Raw genomic sequence first — 11,866 nt, 5'->3', positions numbered from 1 at the left:
CGACGCAGGACATACGACGCACGACGCACGGCGACGGCCGCGGAGCTGGTGGCACTCCACGGCCGTCCGCCGGTGTCGTTCAGCGGTGTCGTCCAGCGGTGGTTCTCAGTGGTGGTTCAGGGAGCCGGAGGGGGTGTGGGAGGCGACGTCGGAGGAGGGGTGCCGCCGCCCGTGGTCCCGCTGCCCGTGTCCTTGCCCTCGTCAGGCGTCCCGGCGAGGCGGTCCACGGCGTCCTTCGCCTTGCCCGCCCCCGTCTGGATCTTGTCGCTGTACTTGCCCTTGGTCTTGTCGTCGACCACCTTCGCGGCCTTGTCGAGACCTTGGTCGATCTTGTCCCCGTGCTGTTGCGCGAGGTCTGCGACCTTGTCCTTCGCCGGGGCGAGCTTGTCTTTCAGACTCTGCAGGAAGCCCATCGGATACCTTCCCTCGCTGGGAGAGTCATTTGCGGGCGCCCTCGTCGGCCTCGTCGTTGTCGGCCGCCTTCTCGGCGGACTGCTGCTTCGGGATGTCCACGTTCTCCGCGGCAGCCGCTTCGGTCTCCGTCTTGTCCTCGGGCTTGGCAGTGACACCGGCCTCGGCGTCGACTTCGGACTCTGTCCCGGCCTCCGTGTCGCCCTTGGCCGCGCCCTTGGCCGCGCCCTCGGCGGCGGCTTCGGCCTTGGCCTCTTCCTTGCCGTTCGCGGCCTCGGAGGACTCTCCTGCCGCTTCCGGCTCGGCTGTCGGGGTGTCGGCCGCCGCCCCGGTCGTTGACGCCTCTGCCGTGTCCTTGGACTTCCGGCGGAACCGTGCAAAAACGCCCATATCTACTCCATACGCTACTCGTGTGGGCGAAATCCCGCGCCGCCCGGTGCGCCCTGTTGCGCCGCCCGGGTCGCCGATCCTTGAAACCGGCGGCCGGAACCTCGCAACAGGCAACGACCCCGGACCTGTGGCGTCACGTAGCTCATTCGGGAAGTGGCCGCAGGGTTTGCGAGACTGGGGCGGTGAGTAGAGCAGCTCCCGCACCGCGGGTCATCGCCGTCGTCGGGCCGACCGCGGCAGGAAAGTCCGATCTGGGCGTTTTCCTCGCCCAGCGTCTCGGCGGCGAAGTCGTCAACGCCGACTCCATGCAGCTCTACAGAGGGATGGACATCGGGACCGCCAAGCTGACGCTCGAGGAGCGCGACGGAGTGCCGCACCACCTCCTCGACATCTGGGACGTCACGGAGGCGGCGAGTGTCGCCGAGTACCAGAAGCTGGCGCGTGCGGAGATCGACCGTCTCCTTGCCGACGGACGCTGGCCGATCCTGGTCGGCGGCTCCGGGCTCTACGTCAGGGGGGCCGTCGACCACCTGGAGTTCCCCGGTACCGACCCCGCGGTCCGGGCCCGCATCGAGGAGGAGCTCGCGCTCCACGGCTCCGGCGCGCTCCATGCCCGCCTCGCCGCCGCCGACCCCGGAGCGGCCCAGGCCATCCTCCCCAGCAACGGCCGCCGGATCGTCCGCGCCCTCGAGGTCATCGAGATCACCGGCAAGCCCTTCACCGCCAACCTTCCCGGACACGAATCCGTCTACGACACCGTCCAGATCGGCGTGGACGTCGACAGGCCCGAACTCGACGAACGCATCGCCACGCGCGTGGACCGCATGTGGGACGCGGGCCTCGTCGACGAGGTGCGTGCCCTGGAGGCCGTGGGGCTGCGCGAGGGGCGTACGGCGTCTCGCGCGCTCGGGTACCAGCAGGTGCTCGCGGCGCTCGCGGGGGAGTGCACCGACGACGAGGCGCGCGCGGAGACAGTGCGCGCGACCAAGCGTTTCGCGCGCCGTCAGGACTCGTGGTTCCGCCGCGACCCCCGGGTGCACTGGCTCAGTGGCGCCGTCGCCGATCGCGGGGAACTCCCGGGACAGGCACTGGCGTTGGTCGAACGAGCGGTCACAGCCTGATCACGTGATGGCATCGGGACGCTCCGGCGGTCATCCCGGCCCCTGGCGCCGTGCCATCATCGGTCATCGATCGACCAGTGGAGTCCGGAGTGGGAGGGCGGATGGCGATGGAGGCCGGCCCTCGTGACACCGCGCACGACAACGGCGAGCTGACTCCGGACGGCCCCGACGGGGCACCGGACGGCGTGAGTGCCGACGGCCCAGGAGCGGACGAGATGGCCGCCGAGGTCGAGGTCGAACTGCGCCCGCAGCGCCGTCTGCGCATCTGGCAGCTCGCGCCGATCGTCATACTCGCCGCGGCCGGATCGCTGATGTTCGCCTTCCCGCTGGCCTTCGACTTCGGGGACGGCGGCGCCGTCGTCGCCATGCTCGGACTCCTGATCAGCTCCTGCGCCGCGGGCTGGGGCATGATGGCCGCGCGCCGCGTGGGGCATACCTGGCCGGGGCTGCCGGAGCGCGGTTCCGGAGGCCGCTTGGACTGGCGCATCGTGTCCGCGTACGCCCTGGTGTTCCTGGCCGTCGCCGTGCTCGCCGTGTGGCGCGTGGCGCGCCTCCGCTGACGCCGTCGTCCGAGAGTCGTACGAGGTCAGAGCCCTGGCGGGCACCTTGACGACCGACTGTCCCAGGCACCCCGTACGATCGAGGAATGAGCACGCGGATCGCCTTCCTCAAGGGGCATGGGACCGAGAACGACTTCGTGATCATCCCTGACCCCGACAACGCCATCGAGCTGCCCCCGGCCGCCGTCGCCGCCCTGTGTGACCGCCGCGCGGGCATCGGTGGCGACGGCCTGCTGCACGTCGTGCGCACCGCGGCGCACCCCGAGGTGCGCGATCTGGCCGCCGAGGCCGAGTGGTTCATGGACTACCGGAACGGCGACGGTTCGATCGCCGAGATGTGCGGCAATGGAGTGCGCGTCTTCGCCCGCTATCTGCAGCGTGCCGGACTGGTGGGCGAGGGTGATCTGGCCGTCGCGACCCGGGGCGGCGTGAAGACCGTGCACATCGCCAAGGCCGCCGCCGGCGGGGACGTCACCGTCGGCATGGGCAAGGCGTCCTTCCCCGAAGGGGACGTCACGGTCTCCGTGGCCGACCACAACTGGCCCGCGCGCAACGTGAACATGAGCAACCCGCACGCGGTCGCCTTCGTGGACGACCTGGCCGACGCGGGCACCCTGTACGACCCGCCCCCTTTCAGCCCCGCTTCGGCGTACCCGGACGGCGTGAACGTCGAGTTCGTGGTCGACCGGGGCCCGCGCCACGTCGCCATGCGCGTGCACGAACGCGGCGCGGGCGAGACCCGCTCGTGCGGCACCGGCGCGTGCGCCGTGGCCGTGGCGGCGGCCCGCAAGGACGGGGCGGATCCTGCCACGACCGGTTCGCCGGTCACGTACACCGTCGATCTGCCCGGTGGGCGCCTGGTGATCACCGAGCGGCCCGACGGCGAGATCGAGATGACGGGTCCCGCGGTGATCGTCGCCGAAGGTGAGATCGACGCGGAATGGCTCGAAACTGTAAACCCGTGAACTGTCGCTCGAATGGGTGATCCGTTTCGCGCTCGGCGAGAGGCGGTCAGCGGCGCGTGGTGGGCTCGGTAGCATCAAGCACCGGCCCGGACGGAGCACGCCGTCGTCCGCTCACCGCCGGTCGGAGCAGCCGGAGGTGCCCATGAGTGCGGAGGCCACAAACCCCGCGATGTCTGGCCCCGTGACGCCCGGAGCGCAGCGCAGGCGCGGTCGTCCGCGGCTTGACCTGCGCAGGCTCGGCCGGGCGGCCCTGATGGGGCCCGCCACCCGGGACCGGTTGCCGGACGCGATCGGCCATGTGGCGGAAGCCCATCGAGGCCACTACCCGGACGCGGATCTGGAGCCGCTGCGGCGTGCCTGGGTGCTTGCGGAGTCCTCCCACCGCGGCCAGATGCGCAAGAGCGGTGAGCCGTACATCACACATCCGCTCGCGGTGACCCTGATCCTCGCCCAGCTGGGCGCCGAGACCACCACCCTGACCGCGTCCCTGCTCCACGACACCGTCGAGGACACGGATGTGACGCTCGATCAGGTGCGCACGGAATTCGGCGACGACGTCTGCTATCTGGTCGACGGCGTCACGAAGCTGGAGAAGGTCGACTACGGAGCGGCCGCCGAGCCCGAGACCTTCCGCAAGATGCTCGTGGCCACCGGCAACGACGTACGCGTCATGTCGATCAAGCTCGCCGACCGCCTGCACAACATGCGCACGCTCGGCGTCATGCGCCCCGAGAAGCAGGCACGGATCGCCAAGGTGACGCGGGACGTGCTGATTCCGCTCGCCGAGCGCCTCGGCGTGCAGGCACTCAAGACCGAGCTGGAGGACCTCGTCTTCGCGATCCTCCACCCGGAGGAGTACGCCGAGGTCCAGAAGCTGATCGCGGCCAACGCGGTGGGCGGCGGCGACCCGCTGGAAGGGACGGCGGACGACGTCCGCGCGGTGCTGCGCGAGGCGGGCATCGCGGCCGAAGTCCTCATCAGGCCACGGCACTTCGTCTCGGTCCACCGGGTGCACCGCAAACGCGGCGAGATGCGCGCGGCGGACTTCGGACGGCTCCTGGTGCTGGTGAACGAGGACGCGGACTGCTACGGCGTCCTCGGCGAGCTGCACACCTGCTTCACGCCGGTGGTCTCGGAGTTCAAGGACTTCATCGCCGTACCGAAGTTCAACCTCTACCAGTCGCTGCACACGGCCGTGGCCCGCCCGGACGGCGAGGTCGCCGAAGTCCTCATCCGTACGCACCAGATGCACAAGGTCGCCGAGGCCGGCGTCGTCGCGCTGCGCAATCCGTACGCTCCTCCTTCGGAGGAGCAGTCCGATGCCGTGGCCGACGCCCCTTCCGAGTACGCGGTCGAGGGCGAGCGCGCCGACCCGACCAGGCCCGGCTGGCTCTCCCGCCTGCTCGACTGGCAGGAAGCTGCCCCCGACCCGGACACGTTCTGGTCCACGCTCCGTGAGGACCTCGCCCAGGACCGCGAGATCGCCGTCTTCCGCCCGGACGGCGGCACGCTCGGACTGCCCGCCGGTGCGAGCTGCGTGGACGCCGCCTACGCCCAGTACGGCGAGGACGCCCACGCCTGCATCGGCGCGCGTGTCAACGGACGCCTGGCGACGCTGAGCACGGTCCTGCGGGACGGCGACACGGTCCAGCTGCTCATGGGCCAGGACGCGGCGTCCGGGCCCTCCCGCGAGTGGCTCGACCACGCGCGCACGCCCGGCGCCCGGATCGCCATCCGCCGCTGGCTCACGACCCACCCCACGCCCGCGACGGCTCCCGCGGCCTCGACCCCGGAGAAGCCCGCACCCCCGCCGCAGACCACCGACTTCCCCCGACCCGCCGCGGCGAACGCCGTCGTGGACCGGGAAGGCGCGAGCGTACGGCTCGCGGGATGTTGTACGCCCGTGCCGCCGGACGAGGTGACCGCCTTCGCCGTGCGCGGCGGCGTGGTCACCGTGCACCGCGTCGAGTGCCCCGCCGTGGCCCGCATGAAGGAGGTGGGGCGCGCCGAGGTAGGCGTGCGCTGGGGAGACAGCGCGGAGTGCCGGGTGACGCTGATCGCCGAGTCGTTCGGCCGGGCGCATCTGCTGGCCGACCTCACCGAAGCCATCGCCTTGGAGGGCGTCGAGATCATGTCGGCGACCGTCGAGCCACCGACCCAGCAGCGCGTGCGCCACACGTACACGCTGCAACTCCCGGACGCGGCCCACCTTCCGGGTCTCATGCGTGCGATGCGCGCGGTGCCCGGCGTGTACGACGTCAGCCGTGCCCAGCACCCGGCGGCGACTTCGTAGCAGCGCGCCACTGGGTGGCGGCGTCGACTCAGCCGCCTACTGGCGACTCGTTCGAGTGGCGTGGCGCGTGCCGACACCGGTGCGGAAGGTCCGCGCTGATAGCGGTAGTTCATGCTGCTCACCCCCCAGGTCAAGGCCTCGCGGCCGAAGACTCTCCGCATCGCGACCGCGCTCCTGGCCGCGGCCACATCCGCCACCCTCCTCGCCGCGAGCGCGCCGTCACCGGCCAGACCGCTCGGCATCGGCGACCGGCTCTTCCCACACCTGGGCAACCCCGGGTACGACGTCATGTCGTACGACATCGCCTTCACGTACCACGGCGACAACAAGAAGCCGCTCGATGCCGTGACGGTGATCGACGCCCGCACGAGCGCACCACTGAAGCGGGTCAACCTCGACTTCGCCCACGGCAAGGTCCGCTCCGTCGCCGTCAACGGCGCCCCCGCCCGCTTCGAATCCAGCGGTGAGGACCTGGTCGTCACGCCGTCGCGGCCGGTCGGCCGGGGCGAGCAGATGCGGGTCACTGTCCGGCACACCAGTGACCCCAGGCCGACGAAGGACCAGGACGGCGGGTGGGTGCCCACGGCCGACGGGCTCGCCATGGCCAACCAGGCCGACGCCGGGCACCGCGTGTTCCCGTCCAACGACCACCCCGCCGACAAGGCACAGTTCACGTTCCGCATCACCACCCCGAAGGGGCTCACCGCCGTCGCCAACGGTCTGCCCGTCGCCACGGCGCACACCGGGTCCACCACGACGCGGGCCTTCCGCACCCGCCACCCCATGGCGACGGAACTGGCGCAGGTGTCCATCGGCCGGTCCACGGTGGTGCACCGCTCCGGGCCGAACGGTCTGCCCGTACGCGATGTGGTGCCCACCAAGGACCGCAAGGCGATGGAGCGCTGGCTGAAGAAGACACCGGACCAGATCAGCTGGATGGAGGGGAAGGTCGGCCGCTATCCGTTCGAGACGTACGGCGTGCTGATGGCGCAGGCGCAGACCGGCTTCGAGCTGGAGACGCAGACCCTCTCCCTGTTCGAGAGCGACCTGTTCAAGCGGCCCGAGTTCCCGGAGTGGTACGTGGACTCGATCATGGTGCATGAGCTGGCGCACCAGTGGTTCGGCGACAGCGTGAGCCCCAGCACCTGGTCCGATCTCTGGCTCAACGAAGGGCACGCCACCTGGTACGAGGCGCTCTTCGCCGAGGAGAAGTCGAAGAAGTCCCTGGAGAAGCGGATGAAGGAGGCCTACCGGCAGTCGGACGGGTGGCGGCAGGCGGGCGGGCCGCCGGCCGCGCCGAAGGGCCCCGCGCCGGGTCAGAAGATCAGCATCTTCCGCCCGGTCGTCTACGACGGCAGTGCGCTGGTGCTCTACGCGCTGCGCCAGGAGATCGGACACCGGAACTTCGACCGCCTGGAGCGGGCCTGGGTGCAGACCTACCGGGACGGTAACGCGACGACCGCGGACTTCGTGCGGCTTGCTTCCTCCACCGCGGGCCGTGATCTGAGCGGATTCTTCGACCCCTGGTTGTACGGCGCGAAGACGCCGCCGATGCCGGGGCACCCGGACTGGCGTAAGGCCGCTCCCGCCGGGAAATAACCCACGTGACGAGACGGGCCGTTCCGTGCAACCATCTTCAGGTCGGCGCCACTGCGGGTCCGGGGAAACCCTTCGGGGTGATCTCAGGGTCGGTACCGGCCGGCCCGGGGAATCTCGGGGCGGCCCCGAGCGTTGACCCCTATGACGAATCCCATCGACGTAAGGATCCAATGACCTCCTCTTCTTCCCCTTCCCAGGACGCGCAGAGCCTCGCGCAGAACTATCCCGAAGGTCTTCGGGCCGATGCCCTGATGGAAGAGGACGTCGCCTGGAGCCACGGACACGACGGAGAGCGGGACGGCGACCAGTTCGACCGCTCCGAGCGCGCGGCTCTGCGCCGCGTCGCCGGCCTCTCCACCGAGCTCGAGGACGTCACCGAAGTCGAGTACCGACAGCTCCGTCTGGAGCGAGTGGTGCTCGTCGGCGTGTGGACCTCGGGCACAGTGCAGGACGCGGAGAACTCGCTCGCCGAGCTGGCGGCCCTCGCCGAGACGGCGGGCGCACTCGTGCTCGACGGCGTCATCCAGCGCCGCGACAAGCCCGACCCGGCGACGTACATCGGATCCGGCAAGGCCTTGGAGCTGCGTGACATCGTCCTCGAGACCGGGGCGGACACCGTCGTCTGTGACGGTGAGCTGAGCCCCGGCCAGCTGATCCACCTCGAAGACGTCGTCAAGGTCAAGGTGGTCGACAGGACCGCCCTGATCCTGGACATCTTCGCCCAGCACGCCAAGTCCCGAGAGGGCAAGGCGCAGGTAGCCCTTGCCCAGATGCAGTACATGCTCCCGCGCCTGCGTGGTTGGGGTCAGTCGCTCTCCCGTCAGATGGGTGGCGGCGGATCCAGCGGTGGCGGCGGCATGGCGACGCGTGGTCCCGGTGAGACCAAGATCGAGACGGACCGTCGTCGGATCCGCGAGAAGATGGCGAAGATGCGCCGGGAGATCGCGGAGATGAAGACGGGCCGTGAGATCAAGCGCCAGGAGCGCAAGCGCAACAAGGTGCCCTCGGTCGCGATCGCCGGTTACACGAACGCGGGCAAGTCCTCCCTGCTCAACCGACTCACGGGCGCGGGCGTCCTGGTGGAGAACTCCCTGTTCGCCACCCTCGACCCGACCGTGCGCCGGGCCGAGACGCCGAGCGGCCGGCTCTACACGCTGGCCGACACCGTCGGGTTCGTGCGGCATCTGCCGCACCACCTGGTCGAGGCGTTCCGCTCCACGATGGAAGAGGTCGGCGAGTCCGACCTGATCCTGCACGTGGTGGACGGTTCGCACCCGGTGCCGGAGGAGCAGCTCGCCGCCGTGCGCGAGGTGATCCGCGATGTGGGCGCGACGGACGTGCCCGAGATCGTGATCGTGAACAAGGCGGATGCGGCCGATCCGCTGGTCCTCCAGCGGCTGCTGCGCAACGAGAAGCACGCGATCGCGGTCTCCGCGCGCACGGGCGCGGGCATCGAAGAGCTGCTCGCGCTGATCGACGCCGAACTGCCGCGGCCCGAGGTCGAGATCGAGGCCCTCGTTCCGTACACGCAGGGCCAGCTCATCTCGCGGGCGCATGCCGATGGCGAGGTGCTCTCCGAGGAGCACACCGCCGAGGGCACGCTGCTCAAGGCCCGGGTGCACGAGGAACTGGCGGCGGAGTTCACGCCGTACGTGCCGGTCGCGGGCTGAAGGCAGCTCCCGGCAGGCGCGGTGCACGCGGTACACATGACGAAGGCCCGCTCCCTCTCGTAGGGGGCGGGCCTTCGCCGTGTCATGTGCGAGGTGCCTGCGAGGTGCGGCGGTCGCCCGCCGGTGCGGCTACTTGGAGCCGTACTTCTCGCTCATCATGTCGTAGACCTGCTGGGCGCCCCTGCCCAGCTGCGGTCCTGCCAGCCAGGTGTTCTCGGTCGGGCCGATCGAGGTGTTCGAGACCAGCTGGGTCTTGCCGCCCACCATCCGGAACCAGCCGCCGCCGGACGAACCACCGGTCATGGTGCAGCCGATGCGGTACATCGTCGGCTGGGTGGAGGTCAGCGAGAGGCGGCCCGGCTTGTCGATGCACTTGTGCATGATCTGGCCGTTGTACGGGGGAGCGGCGGGGTAGCCCCATGCGCCCATCGAGCTCACGCTCTGCGCCGACGGAGTCGAGAAGTCGACCTTGAGCGCGTTGCCCACCGTCTCCTCGAGGGACTTGGAGCCCTGCTCCGGCTTCACGTGCATCACGGCGTAGTCGTACGGCGCACCGGCACCGCCCGAAGCGGCTCCCTGATCGATCCACTCGGCGGAGGTCGAAACCCAGTCGGCCCAGTACTGGCCGTAGGGGGCGACTTCCTGCGGTGCGGCGTTGCTCAGCTCGGCCTCGGACTTGCCGAGGTCGTTGTAGGCCGGCACGAAGGTGATGTTGCGGTACCAGCCACCGGCGGAACCGGCGTGCACGCAGTGGCCCGCGGTCCACACGAGGTTGGACTTGCCCGGGTTGCGCGGGTCCTTCACGACCGTGCCGGAGCAGACCATCGAGCCCTCGGGGGCGTCGAAGAAGATCTTGCCGACCGGTGCGGCGTTCTCGTGGTACGGCGTCTTCTCGCGCTTGGCCTGGACCGGCGACGGCTCGGGGTCGGTACCGCCCTGACCTGCGGCGGCGTCCTTCGCGGCGATCGTCTTGTTCGGGTCCTTGGCCTTCTTCATCCGCTCGGGCTTCCAGAGCCCTTCGATGACCGGGTTGACGAAGTCCTTGGACTCGCGGAGCCAGTCGTCCTTGTTCCAGTTCTTCCAGGCCCCGTCCTTCCACTTGTCCGGGTCGATGCCGTGGTCCTTCAGCTTGTCGGCGATGTCGCCGGGCAGCTTGGCATCGGAGCCGGTGTCGGAGCCCTTGTCGGCACCCTGCGAGGTGCCGTCGGCCTTACCGTCGGCCTTGTTGTCGCTGGGGCCGCAGGCCGTGGCAGTGAGTGCCAGAGTCGCGGCGAGGCCGGTGGCGGCGAGTGCGAGACGCCGCGCGCGACTGCGCGCGAAGGGCGCACGAGTGGAACGCATGCTGTTGTAACCCCCGAGTTGAACGTGTAATCGCTGCAATTGCCATGTACTTGTCATGTGTCCGCGTGGAAGCTCCGGGAGATCCCCGCTGACGCAACACCCCACTATGCCTGTGCGTTTGGGGACGAACGACGGCGGGGTCGTGAAGATTTCCGGCGACCCCGCCGTCGTACATCAGGCGCTCAGACGCGTACCTGTCGGCTTACGCGTCGGCTTACTTGTCGGCGAACTTCTCGCTGACCGCGCCGTAGATGCCCTTGGCCTCCTTGCCGAGACGCGGGCCGGCCAGCCAACCGGCCGCCACCGGGCCGATGGAGGTGTTGGACACCAGGGCGGGCTTGCCGTCCGAGCCCTTGGCCACCCAGCCGCCGCCGGACGAACCGCCGGTCATCGTGCAGCCGATGCGGTACATCGTCGGCTCGGGCTTGCTGATCGAGAGCCGGCCCGGCTTGTCGGCGCACTGGAAAGCCCTCTGGCCGTCGAACGGCGGAGCGGCCGGGTAGCCGGTCGCCGTCATGTCGGCGATCTTGGGTACCGCCGGGGCGTTGAAGTCCACCGGGAGTGCCGAACCGACCTGCTCCTCGAGGGACTTGCCCTCACTGCCCTTCTCGGGCGTCACGTGGATGACCGCGAAGTCGTACGGCGCGCCCTTGCCGCCCGTCGGGCCACCCTGCTCGATCCACTGATCGGAGGTCTGCGCCCAGTCGCCCCACCAGACGCCGTGCGGAGCGACCTCTTCCTTGGGTGCGGTCTCCAGCTCGGCGGCCGACTTGCCGCTGTTGTTGTACGAGGGGACGAACGCGATGTTGCGGTACCAGCCGCCGTCCGCGCCCGCGTGCACGCAGTGGCCCGCGGTCCACACCATGTTGGACTTGCCCGGGTTCGCCGGGTCCTTCACGACGGTGGCGGAACAGACCATCGAGCCGTCGGGGCCGTCGAAGAACAGCTTGCCCGACTCCGGAACGCTGGCGTCGTACGGCGTCTTCAGGGCCGCCGCTTCCACCGGCTCGGGCGTCGGGTCGGTCACGCCCTGGTCACCGGAGATGTCGTTGTCGTCGACGCCGCGGTCGGGGTTCTTGTCCGCGTCCCGCATGCGGTCCGGGTCCCAGAGTCCCTCGATGATCGGGTTGACGTAGTCACCGGCCTCGCGGAGCCAGTCGTCCTTGTCCCAGTTCTTCCAGGCCCCGTCCTTCCACTTGTCCAGGTCGATGCCGTGCTCCTTGAGCCGGTCCTGGATGTCGTCCGGGATCTTGACCTTGCCGTCGTCGGTGCTGTTGCCGTCGTCGGCGGGCTGGGACGCGGACGCTTCGTCGCCCGCGTTGTCCTCGCTCGGGCCACAGGCTGTCGCGGTCAGAACGAGTGCCGCGCCGATGGCGACGGCCGCCGCCACAGGGGAGGTTCTGCCGCGCGCACTCCTCCCATGACGAGCGGTCTTGAGCGGGCGTATGGGTCGCATAGAGAGATTCCCCCTGGGCTTCGAGATCGTTCACATGCCGGACACCGTGTGCCGCACAGT

Annotated in this window: 10 protein-coding genes; 6 read left to right on the top strand and 4 right to left on the bottom strand. The window is 69.9% G+C overall.

Features of this window, described 5'->3' with window-relative positions; all coding sequences use genetic code 11:
- Positions 1 to 116 precede the first annotated feature (116 nt).
- On the bottom strand, positions 117 to 413 hold the full coding sequence (locus AC5P1C_RS02545) for an antitoxin (RefSeq protein ID WP_493863970.1): 297 nt from the start codon (positions 411 to 413) through the stop codon (positions 117 to 119).
- A 25-nt stretch (positions 414 to 438) separates the two neighbouring features.
- Positions 439 to 801, bottom strand: coding sequence for a hypothetical protein (locus tag AC5P1C_RS02540; RefSeq protein ID WP_493863969.1), 363 nt, complete (start codon positions 799 to 801; stop codon positions 439 to 441).
- A 182-nt stretch (positions 802 to 983) separates the two neighbouring features.
- Here AC5P1C_RS02540 and miaA point away from each other — a divergent pair, with 182 nt between their 5' ends.
- From miaA to hflX, 6 genes are all read left to right on the top strand, one after another.
- Positions 984 to 1,922, top strand: coding sequence for a tRNA (adenosine(37)-N6)-dimethylallyltransferase MiaA (gene miaA / locus AC5P1C_RS02535; protein WP_493863968.1), 939 nt, complete (start codon positions 984 to 986; stop codon positions 1,920 to 1,922).
- A gap of 107 nt (positions 1,923 to 2,029) precedes the next feature.
- On the top strand, positions 2,030 to 2,482 hold the full coding sequence (locus AC5P1C_RS02530) for a hypothetical protein (RefSeq protein ID WP_493864034.1): 453 nt from the start codon (positions 2,030 to 2,032) through the stop codon (positions 2,480 to 2,482).
- 86 nt (positions 2,483 to 2,568) lie between these two features.
- On the top strand, positions 2,569 to 3,447 hold the full coding sequence (gene dapF / locus AC5P1C_RS02525) for a diaminopimelate epimerase (protein ID WP_493863967.1): 879 nt from the start codon (positions 2,569 to 2,571) through the stop codon (positions 3,445 to 3,447).
- 142 nt (positions 3,448 to 3,589) lie between these two features.
- Positions 3,590 to 5,740 carry a RelA/SpoT family protein gene (locus tag AC5P1C_RS02520; protein ID WP_493863966.1) on the top strand — a complete coding sequence of 717 codons (2,151 nt, stop codon included), beginning with the start codon at positions 3,590 to 3,592 and terminating at the stop codon, positions 5,738 to 5,740.
- A gap of 111 nt (positions 5,741 to 5,851) precedes the next feature.
- On the top strand, positions 5,852 to 7,339 hold the full coding sequence (locus AC5P1C_RS02515; protein ID WP_493863965.1) for a M1 family metallopeptidase: 1,488 nt from the start codon (positions 5,852 to 5,854) through the stop codon (positions 7,337 to 7,339).
- A gap of 170 nt (positions 7,340 to 7,509) precedes the next feature.
- Positions 7,510 to 9,009: a GTPase HflX gene (gene hflX, locus AC5P1C_RS02510; protein WP_493863964.1), complete on the top strand. Its 1,500-nt coding sequence runs from the start codon at positions 7,510 to 7,512 to the stop codon at positions 9,007 to 9,009.
- Positions 9,010 to 9,138: 129 nt separating this feature from the next.
- On the opposite strand, the gene AC5P1C_RS02505 is transcribed toward hflX, so the two are convergent.
- On the bottom strand, positions 9,139 to 10,350 hold the full coding sequence (locus AC5P1C_RS02505; protein ID WP_493863963.1) for a trypsin-like serine peptidase: 1,212 nt from the start codon (positions 10,348 to 10,350) through the stop codon (positions 9,139 to 9,141).
- A gap of 214 nt (positions 10,351 to 10,564) precedes the next feature.
- A complete protein-coding gene (locus tag AC5P1C_RS02500; RefSeq protein WP_493863962.1) occupies positions 10,565 to 11,806 on the bottom strand; it encodes a trypsin-like serine peptidase in 1,242 nt (413 codons plus the stop codon).
- Positions 11,807 to 11,866 lie beyond the last annotated feature (60 nt).

This window comes from Streptomyces sp. A18 (assembly GCF_059026065.1).
This window is presented reverse-complemented; position numbering and strand designations above follow the sequence as displayed.

Bases quoted from the DNA above. Each gene is read 5' to 3' on its own strand.
- AC5P1C_RS02545 (WP_493863970.1), bottom strand. From the start codon at position 413: ATGGGCTTCCTGCAGAGTCTGAAAGACAAGCTCGCCCCGGCGAAGGAC.
- AC5P1C_RS02540 (WP_493863969.1), bottom strand. From the start codon at position 801: ATGGGCGTTTTTGCACGGTTCCGCCGGAAGTCCAAGGACACGGCAGAG.
- AC5P1C_RS02530 (WP_493864034.1), top strand. From the start codon at position 2,030: ATGGAGGCCGGCCCTCGTGACACCGCGCACGACAACGGCGAGCTGACT.
- dapF (WP_493863967.1), top strand. From the start codon at position 2,569: ATGAGCACGCGGATCGCCTTCCTCAAGGGGCATGGGACCGAGAACGAC.
- AC5P1C_RS02520 (WP_493863966.1), top strand. From the start codon at position 3,590: ATGAGTGCGGAGGCCACAAACCCCGCGATGTCTGGCCCCGTGACGCCC.
- AC5P1C_RS02515 (WP_493863965.1), top strand. From the start codon at position 5,852: ATGCTGCTCACCCCCCAGGTCAAGGCCTCGCGGCCGAAGACTCTCCGC.
- hflX (WP_493863964.1), top strand. From the start codon at position 7,510: ATGACCTCCTCTTCTTCCCCTTCCCAGGACGCGCAGAGCCTCGCGCAG.
- AC5P1C_RS02505 (WP_493863963.1), bottom strand. From the start codon at position 10,350: ATGCGTTCCACTCGTGCGCCCTTCGCGCGCAGTCGCGCGCGGCGTCTC.
- AC5P1C_RS02500 (WP_493863962.1), bottom strand. From the start codon at position 11,806: ATGCGACCCATACGCCCGCTCAAGACCGCTCGTCATGGGAGGAGTGCG.